The following is a 26,053-nucleotide window of genomic DNA, read 5'->3' on the forward strand; positions in this document are numbered from 1 at the left end:
GCCATGCCGGACGCGAAGGAACATAGGACCTGTAGTGTTTGCGGAAAGGATTTCCAGCCCTCGGCAACCTTCCCGCTCGGTGCCGTGCGTCCCAAAGTCCTGGCGGAGATACAGCGGGAATTACCCGGACTCGACCGTCATGGATACATCTGCCGACAGGACCTCGCCCGGTTCCGTGCGGCCTATGTCCAGAACCTGTTAGTGAGCGAAAAGGGTGAGCTTACGGGACTGGAGGAAAGCGTCATCGAGAGCATGAGGGAGCATGACCTCATGTCCCCGGAGCTGCGCGCGGAGACCGAGACCGCATCCTCTCCAGGTGAACGCCTGGCTGACCGCGTCGCCTCCTTTGGCGGCAGCTGGACATTTCTACTCAGCTTCTTTGGGTTTCTATTGTTGTGGATAGGCTGTAACTCCATCGTGTTATTGATGAGGCCGTTCGATCCCTACCCTTTCATTTTTCTAAACCTGGTTCTCTCCTGCCTCGCTGCGGTCCAGGCACCGGTCATCATGATGAGCCAGAACCGCCAGGAGACGAAAGATCGCGTCCGCTCAGAACACGACTACCAGATCAACCTCAAAGCCGAGCTGGAAATCCGTCACCTCCATGAAAAAATGGATCACTTGTTGATGCAGCAATGGGAGCGACTTGTCGAGATCCAGCAAGTGCAGATCGAACTCCTCGAAGAGTTGGGTGAGCGGTCAAAACTCCGCCAGTCGGACGAAATGCCGTGATTTACGACAACCAACCAGCACAACCAGCCATGATTACCCACAAATTGCTTACCGAGGACGCAATCGCCGTCGTCGAACCCAGCGGTCCGCTATCAGAACAAGACTTCAAAGAACTGTCGAAATCCGTTGATGATTACCTTGCCGCTCACCCTTTCATGAAAGGGCTTCTCATCCATACCCGGCAGTTTCCTGGCTGGGAGGATTTCTCCGGACTGATCCACCATATTCAGTTTGTTAGAAACCATCACCGGAAAATCCGGAAAGTTGCTCTGGTCACCGACAGCAAGCTTGCCACCGCTGCTCCCAGGCTCGCAGCCCATTTTGTATCCGCTGAAGTTCGGTCATTTGAGTACAACGCATACGATGCCGCCCTTGCGTGGTTGTGCTCTGATGCCAATTAGTCGGTTATCTGGGCCTTGACAGCCTTGGGGTTTGCTGTAGCGAAGGATTCATGGTTGTCTAACACAACAGCATAGCCGGCAAATGGGTATCACCTTTAAACCTTCAGGTCTTCCAGTCGAAACCCTTCACGCGCTTCCTCCTTGATCATCGCCTGCGCCTCGGGGTTGTTGGTAATCTGCATTTTTCCAGCATCGTAATCCATCCCTTTACCGGTACGTATCGCCAATGTCCCGAGAGCGATCATCTCCGTCAAAGGGCCGGCATAGTCGAAATTTGAACCGGGTGCGGGACCCTCCCCCTTGATGGCACGGAGCCATTCTGCGATAGGTCCACCCTTGATGCGCGGGTAAACTTCCTTCGGGCGTGATTCCGGGTTGTTGCGGAAGGCCGTCCATTTTTCCTCGGGGAATAAGCGCGGGCTGTCAGGTCGCATACCGGGATGATAGACAATCCCATCTGAACCGATAATGATCAAGCCGCCTTCTTTGTGAAGCTTCGTTCCGACCATTGCTGCGGGTAGTTTGGGAACTTTGGGTCCTTCATACCAGGTCATGGGAATCACTTTCCCCGTTTTCTTCTGTTTACAATGATAGGTCACAACGGAGCCAGGCGGGGTATGCACTGGGTTGACATGGTCCACCTCGACATCCACTTTGTGGGCAATTTCAAGATCGAGCGCCCAGAATGGCGTGTCCAGTGTGTGACATCCGATATCACCCAGCCCTCCCATACCAAACCTCCACCAACCGCGCCAATACAAGCGATGAAAGACATCTTTTGCATGCGCTGTCGGCTCCTTGACACATCCCTGCCATAAATCCCAGTCCAGGTAACCGGGTACCGGGGTTGCTTTGGGATATTGTTTTTGTTCAGGGCTGAATGCGTAACATTGATAGGGGCGGTCAGTCCAGGCGATCACCTCTTTCACCTCCCCGATCAGGCCGGCCTCTATCCATTCGCGGACCAGACGAATACCTGTAAAGGTATGCCCCTGATTACCCATTTGCGTGACGAGCTTGCGCTTTCTGGCTTCGGCCACCATTTGCCTGATCTGCCAGATATTGTGTGCCATGGGTTTCTGCACATAGACGTGTTTATTGGCAAACATGGCCATCATCGACGCGGGGAAATGCGTGTGGTCTGGCGTAGATACCGTGACCGCATCGATCCCATCCTTCATCTCCCGCAGCATGATCCTGTAGTCTTTGTACAGCTTGGCACTGGGATAGAGTTGTGCAGCCGACTTGAGAGAACGGTCATCCACATCACACAAGGCGACAACGGTTTCATTTTTCACACCCCGGATATCACCACCGCCCATACCACCGACACCAATACACGCGACGCGTATTTTTTTTCCTGGATTTTGAGCAAAGCCCACGTTTGAAAAGGCGAATGTTCCTGCCGTGAAGGCACTACCTTGAATAAATTTTCTACGGTTCATTTTTGTTTGATGGCTTAGTTTTTGTGAGGGCAAGAGTAAACTCTCATTCTGAATTGTCACCCGTTTAGTGACAACGGCTTGATTGATCCCTTCTGCAAGAAGCATACGGCAGCCATTTCCTCTTCTTTCTCTACGGCTTGAGCAAGCCGGTCATGGAGGTAGCAGGTTGACACGATTACCTTCCATCCAGCTTGATCCGGCTACTGTTTCGTGGCAGTGTACTTACCCTCGATGTCCAGGCTGCCATCCTTGTTGATGCGGTGGCTGTAGATACCGCCTACCACGACTTCTCGGGGTGAAATGACTTTAAAGGGTTTGGTCCATTGCCGATTCCCTCCCGAGGTCAGGGTGCAGGTTCCATTTTCCTTGAACTCGCGGGTGTGCGGGCCGTATTTCCAGATCCCGAGAATGGCGTGGCCCTTGACCGGAACGGGCTTGGGTTTCGGGGGGGCGATGTAGTCCTCCTTGGTGCGGGTTTGGAGGGCGCGGAGCTGTGACCAGTCGCGGTTTTTGGTATCGAAGTTGAGGATGCGGATTTCCTCAGGCTTGAGTGTCAGCGTGATGGTGTCGCCGTGGCGGTAGCTTTTCTTCAGGCCTTTTAAACAATCCTCGATCGGAGAGCTGAGCAGGTAGGTGGATTTTTCTGATCCGGGCGTCAGGCCGAAACTGCGGTCGAGGGTGATGGTGTATTCTTTTTCCCCGGAGGAGGGGTTGTGGATGGAAATGTATCCACGTTCGGGAAGCCAGGCGGTGTAGCCGTAGACATCGTTTTTCTTCGGATCGCCACCGTGCATACGAGACCGCTTGAATGTGGGGAAAACGTCATGCACCCAGAGCAGGCCTTCGGCGAGCACATCCCAGTCGTATTCCTTGAGTATAAACGGTTTGATGTAGAGTTCCACAAAGCCAGTGCCACGTGACATGTTCATGTAGAGGTAACGGCGGAAGGTGTCCTTGGTTTCCTTGCTGCTGGTTTTTTTGGGCTCGTGGTTGAAGATGGAATGCAGCGGAAACTGGGTGTGTTCCTTCACAGCGATATCGTGATAAACACCATCGCGGTAGGTGAGTTCCTGGGTGCGGTTAGAGCCTCCTGCGGCATCGCCGGCGTTGATCATCCAGACCGCATCAATGTGCTGCAGCCAGAAGGGAGAGAGCCAGGCGCCGTTGGAAATAACGATGTAAACGTCGGGGTTGGCTTTGTGCATGGCGGCAAAGATCTTCATCAGTCGCTCGCTGCCGTCGGTGAGATACTGGATTTTTTGTGCATCGTATTTCGGCTCGTTGAGTTCTTGTTCCGAACCCTTGAATCCGGGGATATCGAAGTTGCGGGTGTTGAGGTGGCCGAACACGCCGTCGAGCTTGAAGTAGGTGACACCTTGTTCTGTTAGCTCGACCATGCGTTCTTCAAGTTTCCGCATGTAAGCGGGGTGGGACATCGACATCCATGGATCAAGCGACCGGTGACCGGCGGCCTTGAGTTTGGGAATCGCCCGTTGCCCACCAAAAATACAGCCCGGGCTCAGCCAGAGGCCGAGATTGGATTTCGCGGCCTTGGTGGCGGCGAAGCTGTCCTTGAAAAGGGGATCGAACTTGCCGTTGACGGTCCATGCTTTTTTAGACCAATCATCGCCTGTGTTCTGCCAGCCGTCGTCGATGACGTAGGCTTTCAGCGGCGGCACTCCACGTTTTGTGTGAAGTTCGTTGCTGATGTGCTTAATGCTACTGGCCATTTTAGCGGCACTGACACCCTGACCGTAGTCGAACCATGAGTTATACTGGGTCTGTAAACGAAGCGGTCTAACACGGGTGCGATCGATGTAATCAAAAAACGCGTCTTTGATAAACTCCGGCTTGTCCGAAACACCTAACACAGAGGAGTGAGTGGTGTAAGTTTTTCCAGCCGCGAGCGTTTTACCAACCAAGTAGGAGCAGGTCAGCTTGCCGTCCTTGACCGTGTTGACCGAGGCGGGAAACTCGACACCCCAGAATGTGCCGGTGGTCTTGGTGTAGAGTGGCTGCCCGAGGCCGGGTCGCCACTTGGCGGCTCCCCTGGCAGTGATCTGGGAAAGGGTGTATGGCTGCCAGGCTTCGGCGAGGGTGAGTGACTCGAGATCGATTTTCTTGACCTTGAGGTCATTCGCCGGCGTCAGGGTGAGTGTTTTACGGGTGTAGAAATCCTGATCGTCGAGTGAGTATTCGAGTGTGGCCTTGATGGCAGGTTTGGCACAAGAAAGCTCAATTTTGAGTCTGGCAGATTGGGCTGACTCGGTCTCAGTGAATTTCTCAATGGTGAAATCCTTGGCTGTTAATCGGGTTCCATCGGCGAAGTGGATGACGAATGCGTAACCCGCAGTCGGAGTCAGTGACTTGCCGTCGAGCTTGTTATAGATCTCACTGGTACGGATTCCACCTGCCATGGAAATGACCCGCTTGAGATGTTTGTTTTCCAGCGTGATGGATTTTTCAGCAGCGAGAGTGAGTGTGGCTGCATTGAGGGTGGCGATGGCAGTTAGAGAGAGAATGAGGTATTTCATAAAGAGGCAGTAAGAGGATTATTTGATCACAGGTGCGGTTTGCTTAGGTGTGGTGACACCTGGCGGAAGCTCCAGGATTTTGATGTTACGGAAGTGGATTTCAGCTCCTTCGGACTCCAGGCAGATGTAGCCTTTTTTCTGGGTGGCCTTGCTGATGCCATTGACGAATTTTCCGTTCACCGAGAGCTTGATGACCCCGTCGATACAGACGACCTGATAGACGTTCCACTCGCCCCGTGGTTTGCAACGGTTTTCGATCGAGCTGCTTCTCACCCCGCGGGGGTTATCGGGGGTGGTGTGCAGTCCCATGATGCCCCAGACCTCGCCATGCACAAACTCAATGGGGCGTGGTTTGCCGCTTTTATCCGGATGAAGTTTCGGCCAATCGAGTTCTAACATTTGTACCTCGACCCCCTTGGGGTAGGGGCTGCCTTTCGCCGGTGTGGGGTCACTCCATACAAATACCCCGGAGTTACCGCCCGCCTCGGTGTGTTTCCACTCGATGTGCAGGATGTAGTTTTCATACTGCTGGTCCGTGCGCATGACCCCGATTGGTTTGCCCTTACAAATGAGGATGCCGTTTTGCACCTCCCATGTTTCAGGTGAGGTATTCACATCCACCCATCCGGTCAGGTCTTTGCCGTTGAAGAGGGGTTTCCATTGCGGCATGGCCTGCTGCGCCATGGTCGAAGCAAAAGTGAGAAGCAGAAGTGAGAGAGCCAGTCTGATCATGAATTGGGAATAATACGGTTTTATCCGAATTTTCTGTCACTGCCGCCTACTTTGGTGAAGATAACGTCAGTTAGCGAAAAAACATCAACGATTCATGAAAAATCAGTTTATCCCGACCAGGCCTCTACTTTTTGTTCTGCTTACCTTTTCGAGTTTGGTTTCAGCGGCAGATAAGAAACCGAATATTCTCATGTTTGCCATCGATGACCTTCGTCCTGAGCTTCATTGTTATGGGGCGAAGCATATTCATTCACCCCACATCGATAAGCTGGCGGACGAGGGGTTTCTTTTTAACCGGGCCTACTGTCAGGTGGCGGTCTGTGGCGCTTCACGGGCCAGCCTGCTGTCCGGGTCCCGACCCGAAACAAGTAAGGTGTGGAATTTTTTCACTCCGATGCGGGAAAAACAGCCCGATGTGCTGAGTATGCCGCAGCATTTTCGGCAGAATGGATACCGGACGGTTTCGCTGGGGAAAATCTACCACGCCCGGAATGACGATTTTCCACAAGGGTGGAGTGAGCAGCCGTGGAAGCCGAAAGCACCACAGTATTATACCCAGGAGTCGAAGGATGCGTTACAGAAACATCCGCACCAGAAAGGCCGGATGATGGGGCCGTCTGTGGAAAATGGGGGTGATGCACCGGACAATGTTTACGGCGATGGCAAGGTCGCGGATGAAGCTGTAGCCAGACTAACAGAATACTCAAAAACCCCGGACAAGCCGTTTTTTCTAGCCGTAGGATTTACAAAGCCCCACCTGCCGTTTGTCGCTCCCGGTAAATACTGGGATCTCTACAAGCGCGATGACATTGCCATACCTGCCCGGGAAAATGCGAAAAACAGCCCGAAGTATGCGCACTCAACGTGGGGGGAGCTTAAGGCGTATGTTGATATCGACGCCACGCAAGCCACTCTCGATGACGCCAAGACGCGCGAGCTGATCCACGGTTATTATGCGGCTGTGAGTTACATGGATCGCAATGTCGGGCACGTGCTCGGTGCTCTTGAGAAACTCGGACTCAAGGACAACACCATCGTCATTCTCTGGGGTGACCACGGCTGGTATCTCGGCGATTTTGGTGATTGGTGTAAACATACCAATGAGGAAATAGCGACGCGCGTGCCAATGATCGTCCGGGTGCCCGGAAAACAAGGCGGGCAGAAAATCGATGCGCTCTGTGAGTTTGTCGATATCTACCCCACACTCTGTGAACTGTCCGGTCTGCCAGTGCCGAAGCATTGTCAGGGGCATAGCTATCAACCACTGATCGACGATCCTACGATCGAGTGGAAACAGGCTGCCTTCAGTCAGTACGATAAGGGGCGATTCCGGGGGACGAGTGTTAGAACCAAAAACTGGCGTTACACCGAGTGGCGGGATCGGAAAACGAACAAGATCGATGCGGTGGAGCTTTATGATTTGAAAAACGATCCCGGGGCAACGGTAAGTGTGCACGGCAACCCCGAAAACGCGACCGTGCTAAAGCGGCATGCCGAACTCGCCAAGAAATCCGGCACGGGAGTGGCACCAGCTCTGAAGTAGAGTGCTAATCACGCACATGAAAAAAGCATCAAGCCACAAAAATCACAACTTGCACAGAGAGTCACTACCGATCCGTTGAGTCATACAGTGCGCGGTCATAGATGGTGCAAATACCCTTGGGCAAAATGGAGTGCGCGTGGCTTGACACCGCTTTTTTCTGAACCGGCTCGACGGTTCTGTCCCTCCGTAGCAGCACTTTCGCCACGCGAGTCAAGCCTCGCCAGCCCCAAAGCTGGGTCCAGCCGTCCGCCCTATATCAAGACCCACACAATCAAGGTTTATTCCCGCGCTCAGTACAACAACCTCTGTTTTGTGGTCTTTGTGCCTTCTGCTGCTAAATGAGGGATGGGGCAATGTGAGTGCCACTAGGGCGCGTGGCAAGTCAGGGCTTCAAGCTATTTTGCCGATTCCCTGGCTGATGCAAGCGTGCCGCTTTGTGGAACGCCTGGCCGGATCGGTTAGGTCTCGGCGTGGATGGCTTTTTGCATGTTAATCTCACTGGCCATGAAGGTGTGTATCTTGACAACATGCCACTTACTGATGCGCCGTTGGACCATCCATTTCGAGTAATCCGCGAGTACGGTGTGGTCAGCTGTCGCCAGTGGCGCAATCTGGATGGTTAGGAAAATGGCAAACAGTCTGGTCAGGACAAGGTGGCTGACCGCCGGTTACTTGCCCTTCAGCAGCTCGGCGACGTTAAATGTCTCTTCCGCCAAATCGGCGAGACCCGGCCGATTGACCAGGGTGATGGTTTTTCCGTCCTTGGACCACTTGGCGGACATGACATAACGGCCACCGAAGACGTAGTCGGTCCGCCTGCCTTTTTTCTGATATTCACCCGCGCCGATGTTTAACACATACTGGCGGATATCATCATCGGCAGCGCATTCCTTGACCAGCAGGATGTCTGCCACGGGGCTGAAGGACATCGGGTAGACACTTGCAATGCGGGCGACTTCCTTGCCATCCTTGTTTTTGATGATGGTTGCCCCCGGCCCCTCTCCTTTTTGGCCAATGAAGGTGGCTGTAAATCCGTTAGGCGAACGAAAGACCTGGTTTTCATCCTTGGCGTCTGCCAAGCAGAAACTCGGCAGCATCAGGATCATGAAGGCGTAAAAAGCGGGGCGCATGGTGGTTGTTTTCATAAGCTATATAGGTTATCGGCTAGCATTCACCAAAATAATGGCAAACATGTAAAGTGAAAAAGATACACAGGAGTATCGGCTTACAGCGTAATCATCTCCCCCGTGCGGAATGACTTGTCGGCGGCGGCGACGATCTTCATCGAGTGGATGGCATCGTCCATGTGGTTGGTGAGATCGACATCATTCTGAATCGCATTGAGGAAAAACAGTTGTTCGCGTTTGCAGAGTTCATCGTGGTCGGGCTCGTCGCCGGTTTCGGTCCACTCATCCTTTTTGACAAACTGGTTGTTATCGTCCAGTTCGGAGAAGTGCCGGCGCAATGTGTTGGTCTTGGTGTGGGCATCGACATCGGCGGAGGCCCCCTCGCCGGCGGCTTCTTTCGCCTCGATCGTGACACAGCCGTTAGGCCCAACGACGTCTTTGACAAAAAACGCGGTTTCGCTCATCATAGGCCCCCAGCCGGCTTCATACCAACCTACCGAGCCGTCCTCGAAGGTGACTTGCAGGTGGGAGTAGTTGATTTTCCCCTCGGGGAGCTCGTCTGTTAAGCGGGCACCCAGACCGGAGACGCGAATCGGCTTGGAGCGGGTCATCTGGCACATGACATCGACGTAGTGGACCCCGCAGTCGACGATTGGAGAGATCGAGCTCATCAGGGCCTTGTGGGTCTCCCAGTTGCCGCCAAACGACTGCTGGTTCAGGTTCATGCGCATGACCAGTGGCTTGCCGAGCTCATGGGACATCTCGATGAATTTCTGCCAGCTCGGGTGATGGCGAAGGATGTAGCCGATCACCAGCTTGCGGTTGTTAGCCTTGGCCGAGGCCACGAGTTTCTCGGCTTCTTCGACGGTTTCAGCCAGGGGTTTCTCGACAAACACATCACAGCCCGCTTCGAAACCCGCGATCGCGTAGGCCGCATGGGTGTCGGGGTAGGTTGAGATGGAAACGGCGTCGGGCTGGGTCTCTTTCAGAGCGGCATAGTAGTCGTCAAAAAGAGGGTAATCGACACCGAGTTCGGCGTTGAGTCTTTCGCCCGAGCCATCCGAGCGTGTGCAGATGCCCACGATTTCGAATTCTGGGATATTGTGATAGGCGAGGGCGTGTGAGCGCCCCATGTGGCCGGCGCCGGCGCAGAGGATCTTGATGGATGGTTGGGACATGGGTTGAATGGTGGTTAAAGAGCTGCCCCGAGGTTTTCGGGGCAGCTGGGTCATAAATGTTAAATGCTCTATCTAAAATGCTAAATTACAGCTTCCAAGGGCCGCGCATGGGCTGGTTGACCAACTTGTTCGCCTCATCGTCATCGATAAACTGGAGCTTGTCGGAGTCGAACTTCAGCGGCTTACCGAGGCGTAGGGCCACCTTGGCCATATTGATGAGGGTGCAGGAGCGGAAGCCGTTCTGCTCGTTGAGAGCGAACTTTTTGCGCTCGCGCACGGCCTGGTGGAAGTCTGTGATCATCGGTGGTGGTCCCGGCAGCTGCTTGAGCTTCTCGTTGAGATCCGGCACATCCTTGGTTCTGAAGTGGCGGTAAATGCTGCCCTTGGGACCCGTGATGATGGGCTCGTCAGGTTTGTTTTCGGCATTCATGATGATCTTGGTGCCATCGGCATAAGTCAACTCGATGCGACGCCATGGAAGCACGGCGTCGTGGTGTTGTTTCTGGGTATCGACTTCGACATGCACCGGACTCTCGTTGTCTTTGCCGAGAACAAACTGGCAGGGGTCGAGGTAGTGCTGGCCCATGTCGCCGAGGCCGCCGCCATCGTAGTCCCAGTAGCCGCGGAACGAGCCGTGGACACGGTGGGGATGGTAGGGTTTCACCGGTGCCGGCCCGAGCCAGGCGTTGTAGTTGAGTTGCTTGGGGACCGGTTGCTCGGTGAGGTCGGTGCGGCCCGACCACTGGCCAAGTTTCCAGTTACCGACGAATGCGGTGCCGAGGTTAAAGGTATAGGGGCCGTCACCGAGGAGTTTGTGGTGAACCACCTTCCATGCTTCCGAGGCGGGGCGGCTGAGGCCGTAGTAGCGGTCTTTGAAACGGAACCAGGTGTTGATGCGGAAGATCCGCTCGTGTTCGGCAACGGCTTTGACCATCGCCTGGCCTTCACCGATCGTCCGGGACATCGGCTTCTCACACCAGACGTCCTTGCCCGCCTTGACGGCGGCGATGGCTTGCAAGGCGTGCCAGTGGGGCGGGGTGGCCACATGTACGATATCGATGTCCTTGCGGGCAATCAGTTCACGGAAATCCTCGTAGCCGTCGACGTTCCCGGCACCGAGCTTGGCGGCTTCGGCTTTCCGGTCCCTGAGGTGATTGCTATCGACATCACAGAGCGCGAGCAGTTTACCCGGCATCCGCAAATGGGAGCGGGAGATACCCCCGCAGCCGATGATGCCTTTGGTCAGCTGGTTGCTCGGAGCCTTCGGGCCGCCCAGGGCGATGTGCGCGGGCAGAATCTGGACGGTTGCCATGGCAGCAAGCCCCTTGAGGGCCGACCTGCGGCTGTGAAGTGTCGGTGGTTTATCGTGCATGCGATTGGATACGGTGGGATTGGGGGTGATATTTCGGGTAATGGCGGGTTTAAATTCCTTGGATTAGACCGCGCTCTCGCCGTCGGGCGAGGCTGCTTCGGCTACGTCGCCGGCATCGACATTTTTATCGACCTTATCCCAGAACAGCAGGACAAACAACACCATGACGACCAGCGCAAAAGCTGCCGGTGCATACCAGAATTTGGCAAAATCCACTTTGTCGCCAGTGGTGCACGCCGCGGTCCACCGACCGAACAGCTGGGCGCCGATCCCGAGTCCGAGGCCCTGCGTGAGCATGACAATCAGCGACTGCGCCTGGCTGCGGATGGCGGCCGGCGCTTTTTTATCGGTGTAAATCATGCCCGTGACAAAGAAGAAGTCGTAACAGATTCCATGCAGCAGGATGCCGAGGAAAATGGGGAGTGTGAGCAAGACACCCTCCTGGCCGAAAGCGAATCCCCACAGCCCGTAGCGCGCCACCCAGGCACCCATCCCGATGGTGAGCATCCATTTGACACCGAGCCTGGCAAAGCAGAGGGGCATGATGAGCATAAAGAATATTTCGGACATCTGGCCGGTGCTCATGGCTCCGGTGGTGGACCCAAACAGCTGCACTCCCATATCGCCCACATAGCCGTAACCCTTGGCATAATATCCGGCGAGCGGGATACAGATGAGGAAACTGGCGAGGGCAAAGACGAGGAAGCTTTTGTTTTTCAACAGCCCCCAGGCATCGATACCGACGATTTCGCCCAGTTTGATTTTCTGGCCCTTGGCGGGAGGTGCCGTCTTAGGAAGGCTCAGGCAGTAGAGGCCGAGGATGCCTGAAGCGATGGCCGCAGCGGTGAAAATATGTGGTGAGTTATCGGAAAACCTGTCCGCATCCAGACCGATTGAGCGGCAGATCCACATGGCCCAGTTTCCCACAATCCAGCCGATGGTTCCCATGACGCGGACGACGGGAAACTGTTTTTCTCCATTTTCCAGGTGGCTGAACGACAGGCTGGCAGTCAACCCGAGCGTCGGCATAAAACAGAGCATGTAGGCTAACAGGCAGAGAATCATCGGGTGGCTGAACTGGCCGAGCAAGGAATCGGGCGCGCCTCCTTTTGCCAGGCTGGGAGCGATATAGAGCAGCACGGCACCCACCAGGAACAGGATGGAAAGGACTTTCTCGGTGTTGAGGAAGCGGTCGGCGACCAGCCCGAGGGTGAGCGGGGCGAGGATAGCGGCGATGGGGGCGACGGTATAGGCGGCGGCGTCATAGGAGCCACCATCCCCAAGGGCGGTCATACCGTTGTTGGCTAAAAAGCCCCACATGGCGACATACCATGCTCCCCAGATAAAGAACTGGAGGAACATCATGATCGAGAGGCGGACGATATTACTTTGGTTGTTCATAGCGTTGTGGATTGAGTGGTGCGGAATACATCGTTGGTGCCGCCCACTATTTCAGCTTTTCATCCAGTGGCAAGGATGCAATCCCGGTAGTGCGTGCGGTGTGACATTTCCTTTGCTCCTGAGGCTATCAATGAGGTGTCAGGCTGTCCACAGCCCGGGGCAGACAGGCAGCCCCTCGAATCCCTCGCGGATCTCCACTTCCGTGACTCGGCCGGGGTCCATTTCGTCGGTGCAGTTGACGTGGTCCGGGTAGATGGGAATGACGGCTCCACGCCGGACAAAAACGGGAAGGTGGAGTAAGGGGCTCTCCACTTTTTTCAGCCACCTGCCACCGGACAGAAGCTCGCCGGTCCAGAAGTTGATCCACTTTCCAGCGGGGAGGTAGAGGTCACGGACACCTTCATCATTCATGACGGGAGCCACGAGGAAATCCTCACCAAACAGATACTGGTCATCGAGGTGCCAGCATGTGGGATCGGTTTCGTCCGCCAGGATCATCGGGCGCAGCATGGGCAGTCCCAACGCAGCCGACTTCTCGACCTGTTGTTCAATATAGGGAATCAGCGCATAGCGGAGTTTCCACCAGTCGCGGACGAGGTCTGCGATGGCGGGATACTCGTAGGGCTCGCGCGGGCTGCATCCGTGGTAGCGCATGTGTGAAGTAAAAACGCCGAACTGGGTCCACCGTACATAGAGTGTGTCGCTCGGCCAGCTGTTCATGAAATCGGGCGAGCCGTGGAAACCGGGCACATCGTGGGACCAGCAGGTGAACCCGCTCAGCCCGAGGTGAAGTCCGCCGCGCAGGGCGCCGGCCATACCCTGCCACGAGCATTCGGCGTCACCACTCCAGTGCACCGGGTAACGCTGGCAGCCGGCCCAGCCGGCGCGCGCCCAGATCAGCGATCCGCCCTTGCCGTAAACATCCTCCGTGACCTCGAAGGCGGCCTTCTGATAGAGCAGGGCGTAGCGGTTGCGTAGCTTTGCAGGCGGCAGCCCATGGTATTGCGCATCCATGGGAATGTTCTCACCAAAATCCGTTTTGATGGCGGCGGCGCCCATATCCAACAAAGGCCGCAACAATCCGTCCTGATACCATGACGCGGCTTCCGGGTTACTGAAATCGATGGGGCCGACAATCCCCTGGCGGCTGAAATCAGAGCCCGCGTCCCCGCCGGCGTTGACCCGCGGCAGGTAGCCATTTTCCCGGGCGGTGCCGGCCACGTCACTTTTTTCGGAAATATCAGGAGTCTGCCACAGGGTGATGCGATACCCCTGCTCCCTCATACCGGCCATCCACTTCGCGGGTTCGGGAAAGCGGTCGGGGCTAAACCTCCACTCACAGATCCAGTCGCGGGGAAACCATCCGGTGTCGACGTGCAGGACATCGCAGGGGAAGTCGCTGTCGCGCAGCCTGCGGCCGATATTTTCAACCTCTTGCGCGGAGTGGTAGGTCATCCGGCTCATCCAGATGCCGTAGCTCCAGCGGGGGAGGCTTGGTGCGAATCCGGTCAGCCGACAGTAGTTGTGCAATACCGTGGGGACATCCCCGCCGCCGCATAAAAACAGGTCGAGCGAAGCGTCCTCCACCAGGCCTTGCGCCGCACGGGTGGATTGGCCGGCCAGGGAAAAATGCATCCGGCAACTGCTGTGGACAAACAGGCCGTAGGGTCGGCTTGAGAGGTAGAAGGGGATGTTCTTGTAGGTCCGCTGCGAATTCACGCCCAGCCCGTCGTCGTTTTCCAGGGTCAGGGTTCGGCCCGACAAATCCATTTTGGCAAACCGCTCCCCCGTCCCGGCGAAACATTCCCCGGCATCCGCCTTGAATGAAAACAGGGTGTGCTGGATTCCCCCCTCTTTTTCAAGGTAGCCAAGGGAAACGGAATCGATGACGCCGTGGGCAAAGCGGTCATACGAAGCCAGTGGAACGGATGTGCCGCCGTCGGGGAACCACTCGGCTTCCAGAAGTTTTTCGCCAGCCGGCAACAAATCGCTCCATGGCCGGGTGGCAATGGGTGCGGTGTTGAAGCGGGCCCGTTTCACGCCCTGCGAATCATACAACTCAATGCATGTGCCACTCGTCTCGGCCGACAATGGCAGCAACTCCGGGATCGTCTCCGGAGTCAGCATGTCGGTCGTTTCCTCCTCGCGGCCCGCAGGATCGAAGCTAATGCGGATGATATCCTTCCCGTAGGTGCGGACACGCAGGGTTCTGGTGACGGGAGGCACGGCTGCGTCCCGGACCAGCCCCTTCGCTCCCGTGTAAGCGGCAAACGGAATCCGGAGCAAGGCCTCGCCATCGACGATATCAACGGCAACCGGCGGCAGGGGTATACGCAGGTGGAATCCCTCCGGAACGTGTGTAAACGATTTGCCCATGGATGTTTAACAGGCACCAGTGATAAAAAAACCGGTGGGACAAAGGGCTGTCCCACCGGGTGAAACGCCGCTTTGGCGTTGTGAGTTGATGCATGCCTTTACCTTCTACGACGGAGGGTCAGTGCCAAGCCGGCAAGGCCGAGAAGTGCCGCTGAGGACGGCTCGGGAACGATGTCCATGGCTTCGTGCAGGGTGGTGGCGATGCGGATTTCGTCGAGCGTGTAATCGGAATTGCCGCCGCCGTAGTCATGGAGCAGTAGACGGAGTTGCTCGCTGCCATCAAGGGTTGGCGCCGCCCCTGCCAGTGTAAGCACGGAGGTGGAAGTAAGGCAGTTGGCATCGAGATCGGCGGTGTTGACGATACCGTCTGCCGCGATGATGTCGTATTGGCTCGAGTCGATCAGCCAGAGCTGGGCCGTGCCGCCTGATGCAGTGCCAAGTCCCGTGTATTTCTGCACATACATGTAAGTGGTGGCAGTAACGGGGTTGGCACCTGCCGAGGTACTCTGGTCAGCAAAGAACACATGGGGGCGGTCCGGGCTTGCGTTACGCTGTTCATCGAAATACTCAGTACGGGTGGCACCGAATTCTTTGACACTGCCATTGATATAGACTCCACCGTTCAATCTGACTCCACTTGGACCCTGCAGCAGGAAGGTAAGGTAGAGATCACCGGAACTGGCGGAGACGTTCATGGCGCGCGATGCGTATGCGAGATGGTCGTAATTGGAAGATCCAAACGAGTTGATGTAATGGAACTTGTTACCTGTGGTGACAAGGCTTCCAAAGTTCGCCGAACCGGATGTGATCTCAGTGGTGCCCAGGGCGTTCTCAGACCAGGTCGAGCTACCGTCGAATCCAGATTCGCTGCCGCCTTTACCGGCGATGGGTTGATTCGCGGTGTAGTCAAACGGCTCGTACAACAGCACGGCTGCTTGGGCAGATAGACTAAAAAGCCCCAGCGTGAGGGAAATGAGGTGGATATGTATTTTTTTCATGGTGTTTGTTTGTGGCTGGCCGTGATTGCATGAATCACATCGATAATGTAGAGAGTCGTAACTAATCCCAGCAGATTCACGCAACGTTGCCAAGCATCATTTTTGACATTCGCAACACGCATTCCACGGTCTTTTTCCAGGAGCCATTACTCCCGCCACCCCGGAGCCGCGCTCGATTACCTGCCTTTACCAATCAATTCCAACGCTTCCCTGTCTTGATACTTGCTGGCAAGGGTGTACAATTTTTCCTTCATCAGCTTTACCTTTTCCTTGTAGTCAGGATGATGATAAAGATTGTGCATATCGCCCTGGTCTTTGGTCAGGTCAAAATACTCCCAAAACGCCGTAGCCTGGTCGAGCTTGGGGTAAAAGACCAACTTCGCATACGGCGTTCTGATCCCGATCATTTCCGGGGGGGATTCGCGAGGCAGCAAACCATAGTAATGGTAGTATAACTCGTTGTCCCACTTTGCATCGGGATTCATCAGCAAGGGTTTGATCGACTTCCCCTGCATTTCCGCCGGAACGGTCACCCCGGCAAAATCGAGCAGGGTGGGAGCCACATCGACCATGCTCACAATGTGGGAGTCCACCTGCCCTCCACGGACCTTGGGGGAGCGCACAATCAAGGGCAGGCGAATGGATTCCTCATACATCCACATTTTGTTAAAATAACCATGCTCGCCGGTGAAATACCCGTTGTCGGTTGTGTAGATCACCACCGTATTCTTTGCCAAGCCGCTCTCGTCCAGATAGTCCATCACACGTCCAATATTTTCATCCAGACTCACCACCATGCGTGCATAACGACGCATAAAATCCTGGTATAAAATCCTGACATCGTGATCGTAATCACCGTTGCACTGCTTCCTGGGCGCACCGCCGAAAATCACCTTCTGCTGGATCATGTTATTGTTGTGCAAGTCCTTGCAATGCGCCGGCGCGCGCCCTTCAAACTGATCATGCAAATTCCCGGGCTCAGGAAAAACCCTGTCCTTGAATAAATCCTGATGTTTCTTGTTAGGCACAAACGGCGCGTGTGGTGCACGATACTGCAGCAGCATACAGAAGGGTTTCTTCGTGTCCCTTTTCCTTATCCAGTCCAACGCCGGATCCGTTGTCGCATCGGTAAAGTACCCGTCGGTCTGGAGCTTGCCATCCCGGTCCTTTCCCGTCCATGGCTGATCGGGAATCGTAAAGCGGCACTTGAAAGAGTCGCCGAAAAATGGTGTCACAGCAAAATAATCAAACCCGGTGGGTCGCGAGCCCAAATGCCACTTGCCAATCACCGCCGTCTGATACCCGGCTCCTTGCAAGAGTTTTGGGAAGGTGACCTGCTTGCCGTCAAACTTTTCGCTCAGCCTGCCGTAGTTGATGATCAGCCTTTTTACGCTGCTCAGGTGACTGTACTTGCCGGTCAGTAAATTTGCCCGTGCCGGCGAACACACCGAGTTGTTACTGAAGGCCTGCGTGAACTTCACCCCTTGCTCCGCCAAGCGGTCGATATGCGGTGTCTTGACAATCTTGCCGCCATAACAACTTGTCGCGTTCCTGCCATGGTCGTCCGACATGATAAAGAGAATGTTCATCCTCTGCGGCGACGCTTCCTGCGCGTGCGTCCCCGCCATGCCGGCATACTGTAGTGCTGCAACGACAAAGCAGCCTAGCACCAGCTTTCCGGACCGGTTTGTGAAGTGATGCGATGGTTGTGTAAACATCATGACGCGGCTGATCCTGGAAAAACGATCCGCGTGGCAACGGACCCGCGGGTCCTGCGGCCTAGCGCTCGTTCATGGGGGGAACCGGCATCGTTTCCTGCGGCCCCACATACTTGGTGAGCGGACGGTAGAGGCGGTTGTCGCGGAGCTGCTCAAGGATCTGTGCGGCCCAGCCGGCGGAGCGGGCAATCGCGAAGATCGGGGTGAACAGATCGGTCGGGATACCCAGTGAGTAATAAACGGTGGCCGAGTAGAAATCGACGTTGGCGTTGAGGCCTTTTTTCTCAAGCATGATCTCGGCGATGCGGTTGGACATGTTGATCCACTTGGGCTCGCCGAGGTCCGCGGTAAGCTCCAGAGCCATCTTCTTGAGGTGCGGGGCACGTGGGTCGAGCACTTTGTAAACGCGGTGGCCGATCCCCATGATCTTCTTCTTGTTAGCCAGGCAATCCTCGACGTAGGCATCGACCTTGTCCTCGCTGCCGATTTTTTCCAGCATGTGGATCACGCCTTCGTTGGCACCACCGTGAAGCGGCCCCTTGAGGGTGCCGATGGCGGAGGTCATACCGGAATAGATGTCGCTGAGGGTAGCTACGGTCACACGGGCGGAGAATGTGGAGGCATTCATTCCGTGGTCGGCGTGGATGATGTAAGCGACGTCGAGCGTCTTGGTGGCTGCTGCCGTAGGCTCCTCACCGTTGACTAGATAGAGGAAGTGGGCGGCGCCGGAGAGATCGGTGCGGATGGGTGGCAGGTCGAGCCCCATGCGTGCACGGTGGAAGTAGGCGACGATCACCGGCACGCGGGCCATGATCGAAATCGCGGCTTCGTGTAGTGCCTCGTGGTCGGGCTCGCCGATCTTGGCGCGTTTATCGTAAAGTCCGAGCATGGAAACCCCGGTGCGGAGCACGTCCATCGGGGAGGCATCGTGGGGGGCGTTCTTCAGAAAGTCGATCACCTGTGGCGGCAGCTCGCGGTTATGGCGGAGTTTTTGCTGGAAGTTCTTGAGTTCCTTGGAATTGGGCAGGCGGCCGTTCATCAGGAGGTAGTTCACCTCGCCGAAACAGCAGTTGGCGACGAGGTCGTCGATATCGTAGCCGAGGTAGGAGAGTTTTCCCTCGGCACCCCGCACGTCACTCAGGGCTGATTCATTGGCGATGACTCCTTCGAGTCCTTTGGCATAGTCACTCATGTTAAATTATCCTTGTTGTATGTTTGAAATGATATCGGCGTTTGCGGCAGGCTGCTTGATACACGGGAATGACATGCAAGGCATGTCAACTGGTGGCTGACCCATACTGGCCTCTTACGCAAAAAGTGAGAGGCACAATCGCGTGGAGAGGATAAGCCCTAAACCTAATAAGGTGCAAGAATGAATCACTTAAGATTTATGTGACGATGACCAAGCTGAATAATCCATCCCGGGGAAGTGGCCCGATCAGTGACCAACACATGCATGGCGGCAAATGATTTTCATGCCCTGCCCCCGTATTCCTCCTTGCCGACACCACTTCCTCCTGCATCATGCCGCCACCCCGATGGAACTTCTCGACATCTCAGCCATTCTCCTGACGCTCGCGGCGCTTTTTTCCTATGCCAACCATCGTTGGATCAAGCTGCCGACCACCATCGGCATCATGCTGATCAGCCTGGTGATGAGCCTGGTATTGATCGGCATCGGGCGGTTTTCTCCGGGGCTTACCGAAACGGTGCACGATTTCGTAGAAAACATCGATTTCAACAAAGCCCTGATGAACGGGATGCTGAGTTACCTGCTCTTTGCCGGTGCTCTGCATGTGAATTTAAACGAACTTAAAAAACAGGGGCGTATCGTCAGCATCATGGCCAGCGCCGGCGTTGTGCTGTCGACCTTCCTGATCGGCGCGGCATCGTATTACCTGTTTCAAATCTTTGGTATCAACCTGCCGTGGATCTGGTGTCTCGTCTTTGGAGCGTTGATTTCCCCGACCGATCCCGTGGCGGTGTTAGGGATTCTCAAAACCGCCGGAGCACCCAAATCCCTGGAAACCAAGATCACCGGCGAGTCCTTGTTCAATGATGGTGTGGGTGTGGTTGTCTATCTCGCGCTGCTTGGCATTGCAGGTGTCGGAGCGCATGGCGATGGTGGACATGCGGTTCCGGACATCGCCCTGCTGTTTATCAAGGAAGCCGGCGGCGGCATCCTGATCGGTGGTTTATTAGGATACATCAGTTACCAGCTGCTCAAATCGATCGACCACTACCATGTCGAGATCCTGATCACCCTCGCCCTTGTCACAGCCGGTTACCGGTTTGCCATGTGGCTTCACATGAGCGGCCCGCTGGCGATGGTCGTCGCGGGACTGATGATCGGAAACCATGGTCGTGAAGACGCGATGAGCGAGAGAACACGGCTGCAAGTCGACACCTTCTGGGAACTCATAGATGAAATACTCAACGCGCTCCTATTTCTACTCATTGGCCTGGAGGTCTTCATCCTCGACTTTTCCCCGACGGTGCTGATGGCGGGTCTGGTGCTGATTCCGGTCACGCTGTTAGCCCGCTACATCGCCGTCGCCATCCCGGTAAACATCCTGAAACGCTGGAGGCTCTTTACTCCGGGGGTGATCAACATCCTCACATGGGGTGGTATCCGTGGCGGTATCTCCGTGGCCCTGGCCCTGGCCATTCCCACGAGTATGGGCGAGACTCGAGATGTCATTCTGCTCGTCACCTATGTCATCGTCATTTTCTCGATATCCGTGCAGGGACTAAGCCTCAAGCCGCTGGTAGCCGACGCCTTGAAAAAAGCGCAGCAGCCATAGCCGGGGCACTTTGGGGTCGACATGCCTCCTACCTGTTGGATTGATGGATTTCCAATCGATCACCGCCTGTATGCCCGCCAAAAAGAAAACCTCTAACAAACCCCTCACCGGCAAGGAGCTGGTCAAGGAGGTGTGCCGTCGTATCCGGGTGGCACGGAGCTACTGGGATGCGCACAACAACCGCGCCTGCCGCGGCGAACGGCAGAAGGCACTGGCCCTCTACGAGACCCTCACCCCGGAACAGCGGGAGAAGGTGCCGCAGACACTCCGCGTGTGGCTTCGCTACCGCAGCGAGAAATACTTTGGCGAGCACCGCACCAAACCGGGGTCGGAGAGAAAGTAGGACAGCTTGGCAAGCTGTCGGCAACCCGGGTCCCCGTTCACATATCCTGCCGACAGCTTGCAAAGCTGTCCTACCATCAGTGCAAGCGATCCAGTCGCACCGGCATTCCACCCGCAAGTCTCGACTCCTCGGCGGCAAATCCGATCAGGTGTCCTTCAATCGAGTTTTCAATCAGTGAGCTGTCCGGCCCTTGACCACGGAAAATGGCATCCATGGCATTGACCAGTCCATAATCACCGCCGCCATGACCTTGGTAGCCATCGTCCTTGGGCACCTCGAGGGTGATAAACTCAGTTTTGCTGCTTGCGTGGTTCCGGATGGTGATATCCGCCCCGGAGAATTTTTTGAATGCGTCCCCACCGCGCAGGGTGGCTTGGGTGCCGTAGATTTCAATGGATCGACCACAATCAAAGGCCGTCATCGTCAGGCTGGCGGTTCCTCCGTTTTCAAATTCCATATTCACCACCTGGTGATCGACGGCATCGTTGTCACACTTCCATGCGCACCGCCCCCACTGCGATGTCTTCAGCCACTCTAACACATCCTCATCGCTGCGCTCAGTCGGGTGCGGGTAGACCATATCCAGCCAGCGTGCGTGTTTGCCGAGGTAAAGATGACTGTCGTACATGCAGTTACCACCTTGCGGGGCAGCATGGGGACAAGCGGACGTACACCGGTCGGTGGCTCCCTCAGGGGCGTGTGCCTCGGTAAAGTGGGACAGCCTCCCAAACGAGCTGACCGCCGTGCATCGGCTCGCCATCAGCCAGGAGATGTAATCCGTGTCGTGGCTGCACTTGGCAACGATCATCGGGGTGCTGGCCGAGGTGTTTCCCCAGTGTCCGCGCACGAAGGAGTGCGCCTGATGCCAGGCCTCGACCCCCTCCGTGGCCTGGATGGAAATGACGTCACCGAGTTGGCCGGAACGAACGATGCTGTGTACCTTGGAATAAAAATCGGTGTAGCGCAGGACGAAGCAGAGCAGGATCCTCCGGTTGTGTTTCCTCGCCAGCCTGGCAAGCTCCAGCGTCTCATCCAGCGTCTGGGCCGCTGGTTTTTCCAGCAGCAGATGGTAGCCTTTTTCAAGGGCCCTCCTGGCAGGCTCAAAGTGGTAGTTGTCCTGGGTGCCGATGATGAGGACATCGGCGAGCCGATCCTGCGCAAGCAGCTCGTCCGCGGAATTGAAAGCCAGGAAATCCGGGTTGTCGGATATCCTGGCCATCGCCTCGCGCCGTTCGGGCACGGGGTCGGCACCGGCGGTCACCCGGTATCGCGTATGGCCAAATGACATCGCGATTTTACAGTAGGTGCGTGATCGTGCTCCACAGCCGACGGCGGCGATAGTTAGTGGCTGGCTGGATTCCAACATGAGATCCGGATACTTCACAATGCAAGGGCGCTTGGAAAGTGAGAAAATTCCTACCTTGTCGTTATAATTCCAACAGGTGGCCCCGACAGGGAAGTCCATGCCCAGGGGGGATGGAAGGATATTCCACGGGCATCAAGCAGGGTCGGGAAACACTTCCGTGTGCTCAATGATCACCACATCCGCAGCAAGCGGTTTTTTCTGCCAGACGTTGTGCGATTTTTCCGGCAGTGGGGGTGATTGACAAGCCACCCAGATTGGTGCACCGCAGTTCACGGGGAATTTGCCGGGCAACCTTGTTCATCGCAACCACGACCTCGTCAAAGGGGATGAGGTGCTGGTAGCCGGCAAGCGCCATGTTCGCGCAGGAAAGCGCGTTGGTGGCAGCCATAACGTTTTTGCCGAGACAAGGGGCCTCCACCCGGTTGGCGATAGGATCGCAGACCATGCCAAAGCAGTTTTGCAGCGCGCTTGAGGCAGCGGCTAGTTGATGCGCCGTGCTACCACCTGCCAGATGAACGATCGCAGCCGCAGCCATCGCCGAGCCAGATCCACACTCAGCCATGCAGCCGCCTTCCTCAGCAGCAAAACTGGCATCACGGGTGATAAAGACCCCGATGAGGCCAGCTACCAGCAGGGCCCGTGCACGATCATCTTCATCGGCACCCATAGCATCCGCGATGGCCAGAACTGCACCTGGCATCGCGCCACATGAACCAGCTGTGGGCGCAGCCACGATGATGCCCATGGATGATTTCATCTCCATCAATGCAGAGACGTAACGGATGATCCGGTTGTTGATGTCGGCGGGAATGAGTCGGCCATCGTTTTCCGCTTGGGAAAATCCGGGGCTTTGCGCGGGCAGGATACGGTCTTCATACTCGGTGCCTTTTAACCCGTCTGCCACGGCATCCGCCATGATCTTTGCCAGCACTTTCATCCGCTCCATCACTTCATCCACAGTAATACCACCACGTGCTGCTTCGTACTGGGCGGCACTTTCCCAGAGAGGACGGTTAGAAAACCCGGGGTGTTGTTCCATTTCCCCACAGCAGGCAAAAGGAACAGTTAGATCTTTCCTGGAAAGAATGGGCAGGACGGCATGCAAAACGCGGTGACGACGGGACCCGAGTGTTTGGCCTAGTTTTTGCACATCCTCATCAGCGGGTATTTCACGGGAGTCAAATCTCAACAAACCACCTCGATTACGGCCAGGCAGCCAGTTGATGTCCTCAGCTTTGATGAATATGTTGGAATCTTTATCCCCGGATAGGTCAGGTTGGTCTTCGAGCCAAAAAAGTGTCGTGTGAAGATCGCCAACACCACCAAGTGGGATACCATCGATGGCTTGAAGCTCGATCATTCCACCACCCGTGGAAATCGCATCGAAGTGATACGAGGCACCGCTTTCACCGATCATCTCAAGGCGATAAAAATTCGGGTGGGGTGCATCGTAGGACACGTAGTTCACCACCACTTCAACCCCGGCTTCTTCAAGCGCCTGCGGATACGTTGGCAATCGCTCATCGTGTGGCTCCCATCCGAGGATGCCGCTGTAGAGACCTAGATCCGTGCCTTGATCTTTATGGGTAGTAACGAGTGAACCATTGGGGTCATAATTCGCGATCAATTTGCAAACACGCTCACCAACGATGTTGCGGGCGATACGCCCGATCCGATTGGCCGCCGCACTGTGTGAGCTACTCGGTCCACGCATCACGGGGCCAAGCACATCGTTGAAAATACTGGGTGGCAAGCTCATGAACTTACTATGGCAGATAACAAGCGACCCGAAAGAAACTAATAAACAAAAACTGGCAAAATCGCTATCTTTGCTGCATCTTGTCGCCTCGACCATTCCGATGTAGATTCGACCCCCAATGAGTAATTTAACACCTTAAGATCAGCGACTCATAGGCTGTATAATGACCCAAGTCACCCCCATGTATTTCTCATCCGCCATAACCGCATCCGTTCTCGCCTTTTTTGCCTCCATGCACTCGTTGCATGCAGCACCGGCCGCCAGTGAATTACTGCAACAGCACAGTGCTGCCATGGTCACCAAGACCCAACTGACCGGGCCAGGGGCGGAAGCTTTTTCCAAAGAACTGCTCGGCTCCGAAGTTTGGCAACATGAACTGTTCGACTCGGGACCTGTCGATCAGCCAGAGCAGGTCATCCAGCTGCTTTTTGAAATCTGGAAAACAGACCAATCCCTCGGCTCCCGCCCGGTCGACCGGGGTATGGCGACCGCCTGCGCCCTCGAAGGCCCTCGCCGTGAGTGGGGTACCGCCGAGATGCTGCCACGTTACCAGTTTTTCCAAAGCAAATGGAAATACGGCCTGCTCAACAACTTGTATGGGAACCTCAGCGTCTACGAAAGACGTTACCTTGCCCGTGGTGTGCAACATGGTGGACTGAACTCAATCCCATCGATGGAGTATCAAAACCAGGAAATCTGCCTGCCTGCGGAGAAATACACCGGTGCCTGCTGGTATGCACGGTGGATCCTTCACAACCCCTTTGGCGATTCCATCCATGGCCCGCAGTACTACGCTCCTTTCCACGATAGCTGGGACAACTACGCCGAGGTCATACGCAATGTCGGTGGCGTCTGTGGCTCGCTTTCCAATTTCGGCGCAGCCGCAGCCATCGCCAATGGCATTCCCGCCCTCACCATGGGCGAGCCCGGCCACTGCGCCTACGCCGTCATGACCCAACCCGATAACTGGCAGCCGGCCTATAGCCTCTCCTGGCAACGTGGCACCCACACCTCTTTCCACGGCTCATCCTGGGGGTGGCATGTCTATAATGCCAAGGGTCAGAGGTATCCATCCGACAGCAAGGCATCGGGTGACCTGCGCCGACTCGCCGAGTATTATCTCGCCAAGAAAAACTTCACCAAAGCCATCGAGACCATCCGCACGGCACGCACACGCTACCCTCTCGATTGGGAAAACTGGTCGCAGTCGGTTCATATCCTGAACACCGGCCATGCCGCGCCATCACAATGGCAAGACCTACACCAGGACACACTCAAGATCCTCGCTCCAGTCAGCGGTGAAATAGCCTACCACCTGCTGAAGTCATACGTTTATCCGAAAGTTCTCCCGAGCGGAAATGACAAACTGCCACAGCGCAAGGCTATTCTGTTAGCTTTCCAGCGGTCTGTTGCCGACTGGGGCCTGGCCCGCTGGGATTACCAGGATGCCCTACAACACCAGCTCAAACTTCTCGGTGACGATCCGGTGGCCCGGGACGCATTCATGGCCAGCGCCTTTGCCATCCATGCTGAAAAAAATGTCTTCACCCCCGACATCCTCGCCGCACAGCTCAACAGTGTCGGCACTGATGAAAAGCGACTCCACGCCTTTATCTCATCCATCGGCCGGAGCCTCTCCAAGGGCAAGGACGGCAGTTTCAATGGCGTCATCAACACCCTCGCCCGATCGGTTCTACCCGATGCCGCCAAGCGGGGCGACAAGGCTACCTTTCAATACATCGGAAAGCTCACCGCAAAGATCCACGGGGAGTGTGATGTCAAACCGGAAAAATTCCCCGGCATCCTGCTTAGCTCGGGAGGTACCTTCGGCATCCAGAAACCCGGGAACCGCTGGGACGATCCCTCGCGGCACTGGGGTGTCATCGAGGAGCACGGCGGCGATTTCCACACAGACTCAACACCCGCCACCGCTACGGTTCAGCTAGGAAATTACGGGCATCTTTCCGGTGTGGTCATCGTCACCCGCAACGGGAATTTTGGCCGGCTCGTCAACGCCAAGCTCCAGTCATCCATCGATGGCAAGGAATGGACCGACCTACACACGTTCAAGCAACATGGCAGGGTCCACCGTATTGATTTGCGGGAAAAGAACATCAACGCTGGCTACGTTCGCGTCATTCACGAAGGCCAACCGTCACTCCACTTCAACAAGTTCCTTGTTTACGGAGCGAAAAAGAATTAGCATCCAGGATTTATCATTTCA

The 26,053-nt window shown here is 55.8% G+C and carries 19 protein-coding genes; 6 read left to right on the forward strand and 13 right to left on the reverse strand.

Annotation, left to right across the window (positions count from 1 at the left end):
* Positions 1–3 precede the first annotated feature (3 nt).
* Together H7A51_11705 and H7A51_11710 are read left to right on the forward strand one after the other, a co-directional pair.
* Complete coding sequence (locus tag H7A51_11705; GenBank protein MCP5536881.1) at positions 4–732, forward strand: DUF1003 domain-containing protein; 729 nt, start codon at positions 4–6, stop codon at positions 730–732.
* Between the two features lie 29 nt (positions 733–761).
* Positions 762–1,133: an STAS/SEC14 domain-containing protein gene (locus tag H7A51_11710; protein ID MCP5536882.1), complete on the forward strand. Its 372-nt coding sequence runs from the start codon at positions 762–764 to the stop codon at positions 1,131–1,133.
* 95 nt (positions 1,134–1,228) lie between these two features.
* On the opposite strand, the gene H7A51_11715 is transcribed toward H7A51_11710, so the two are convergent.
* The 3 genes from H7A51_11715 to H7A51_11725 all read right to left on the reverse strand — a co-directional run bounded on the left by H7A51_11715 (position 1,229) and on the right by H7A51_11725 (position 5,844).
* The gene (locus H7A51_11715) at positions 1,229–2,578 is read right to left on the reverse strand and encodes a Gfo/Idh/MocA family oxidoreductase (GenBank protein MCP5536883.1); all 1,350 of its coding nucleotides are present in this window, start codon (positions 2,576–2,578) and stop codon (positions 1,229–1,231) included.
* Between the two features lie 200 nt (positions 2,579–2,778).
* Positions 2,779–5,112 carry a hypothetical protein gene (locus H7A51_11720; protein ID MCP5536884.1) on the reverse strand — a complete coding sequence of 778 codons (2,334 nt, stop codon included), beginning with the start codon at positions 5,110–5,112 and terminating at the stop codon, positions 2,779–2,781.
* 18 nt (positions 5,113–5,130) lie between these two features.
* Positions 5,131–5,844 (reverse strand): DUF1080 domain-containing protein, encoded by a 714-nt coding sequence (locus H7A51_11725; protein ID MCP5536885.1) that lies wholly within the window; start codon positions 5,842–5,844, stop codon positions 5,131–5,133.
* A 94-nt stretch (positions 5,845–5,938) separates the two neighbouring features.
* On the opposite strand from H7A51_11725, the gene H7A51_11730 reads away from it, so the two are divergent.
* Positions 5,939–7,387: a sulfatase gene (locus H7A51_11730; GenBank protein ID MCP5536886.1), complete on the forward strand. Its 1,449-nt coding sequence runs from the start codon at positions 5,939–5,941 to the stop codon at positions 7,385–7,387.
* Between the two features lie 668 nt (positions 7,388–8,055).
* On the opposite strand, the gene H7A51_11735 is transcribed toward H7A51_11730, so the two are convergent.
* The 8 genes from H7A51_11735 to H7A51_11770 all read right to left on the reverse strand — a co-directional run bounded on the left by H7A51_11735 (position 8,056) and on the right by H7A51_11770 (position 18,749).
* Positions 8,056–8,532 carry a hypothetical protein gene (locus H7A51_11735; protein ID MCP5536887.1) on the reverse strand — a complete coding sequence of 159 codons (477 nt, stop codon included), beginning with the start codon at positions 8,530–8,532 and terminating at the stop codon, positions 8,056–8,058.
* Positions 8,533–8,612: 80 nt separating this feature from the next.
* Entirely contained in the window at positions 8,613–9,692 is a 1,080-nt protein-coding gene (locus tag H7A51_11740; GenBank protein ID MCP5536888.1) for a Gfo/Idh/MocA family oxidoreductase, read from the reverse strand.
* 85 nt (positions 9,693–9,777) lie between these two features.
* Entirely contained in the window at positions 9,778–11,064 is a 1,287-nt protein-coding gene (locus H7A51_11745; GenBank protein MCP5536889.1) for a Gfo/Idh/MocA family oxidoreductase, read from the reverse strand.
* A gap of 63 nt (positions 11,065–11,127) precedes the next feature.
* The gene (locus H7A51_11750; protein MCP5536890.1) at positions 11,128–12,465 is read right to left on the reverse strand and encodes an MFS transporter; all 1,338 of its coding nucleotides are present in this window, start codon (positions 12,463–12,465) and stop codon (positions 11,128–11,130) included.
* 138 nt (positions 12,466–12,603) lie between these two features.
* The gene (locus H7A51_11755) at positions 12,604–14,841 is read right to left on the reverse strand and encodes an alpha-xylosidase (GenBank protein MCP5536891.1); all 2,238 of its coding nucleotides are present in this window, start codon (positions 14,839–14,841) and stop codon (positions 12,604–12,606) included.
* A 98-nt stretch (positions 14,842–14,939) separates the two neighbouring features.
* Positions 14,940–15,839 (reverse strand): PEP-CTERM sorting domain-containing protein, encoded by a 900-nt coding sequence (locus tag H7A51_11760; GenBank protein MCP5536892.1) that lies wholly within the window; start codon positions 15,837–15,839, stop codon positions 14,940–14,942.
* A gap of 176 nt (positions 15,840–16,015) precedes the next feature.
* Positions 16,016–17,560 (reverse strand): sulfatase, encoded by a 1,545-nt coding sequence (locus tag H7A51_11765; protein MCP5536893.1) that lies wholly within the window; start codon positions 17,558–17,560, stop codon positions 16,016–16,018.
* A 58-nt stretch (positions 17,561–17,618) separates the two neighbouring features.
* Positions 17,619–18,749, reverse strand: a complete 1,131-nt coding sequence (locus tag H7A51_11770; protein ID MCP5536894.1) for a citrate synthase — start codon at positions 18,747–18,749, stop codon at positions 17,619–17,621.
* 346 nt (positions 18,750–19,095) lie between these two features.
* Here H7A51_11770 and H7A51_11775 point away from each other — a divergent pair, with 346 nt between their 5' ends.
* Positions 19,096–20,361 carry a sodium:proton antiporter gene (locus H7A51_11775; protein ID MCP5536895.1) on the forward strand — a complete coding sequence of 422 codons (1,266 nt, stop codon included), beginning with the start codon at positions 19,096–19,098 and terminating at the stop codon, positions 20,359–20,361.
* Positions 20,362–20,431: 70 nt separating this feature from the next.
* Positions 20,432–20,704 carry a Precorrin-3B methylase gene (locus tag H7A51_11780; protein ID MCP5536896.1) on the forward strand — a complete coding sequence of 91 codons (273 nt, stop codon included), beginning with the start codon at positions 20,432–20,434 and terminating at the stop codon, positions 20,702–20,704.
* Between the two features lie 76 nt (positions 20,705–20,780).
* Here the strand turns inward: H7A51_11780 and H7A51_11785 are convergent, their stop codons facing one another.
* Together H7A51_11785 and H7A51_11790 are read right to left on the reverse strand one after the other, a co-directional pair.
* Positions 20,781–22,169 (reverse strand): Gfo/Idh/MocA family oxidoreductase, encoded by a 1,389-nt coding sequence (locus H7A51_11785; protein MCP5536897.1) that lies wholly within the window; start codon positions 22,167–22,169, stop codon positions 20,781–20,783.
* A 64-nt stretch (positions 22,170–22,233) separates the two neighbouring features.
* On the reverse strand, positions 22,234–23,829 hold the full coding sequence (locus H7A51_11790; protein MCP5536898.1) for an L-serine ammonia-lyase, iron-sulfur-dependent, subunit alpha: 1,596 nt from the start codon (positions 23,827–23,829) through the stop codon (positions 22,234–22,236).
* A gap of 163 nt (positions 23,830–23,992) precedes the next feature.
* Here H7A51_11790 and H7A51_11795 point away from each other — a divergent pair, with 163 nt between their 5' ends.
* Entirely contained in the window at positions 23,993–26,032 is a 2,040-nt protein-coding gene (locus tag H7A51_11795; protein ID MCP5536899.1) for a discoidin domain-containing protein, read from the forward strand.
* Positions 26,033–26,053: the final 21 nt, after the last annotated feature.

This window comes from Akkermansiaceae bacterium (assembly GCA_024233115.1).
Taxonomy (GTDB): Bacteria; Verrucomicrobiota; Verrucomicrobiia; order Verrucomicrobiales; family Akkermansiaceae; genus Oceaniferula.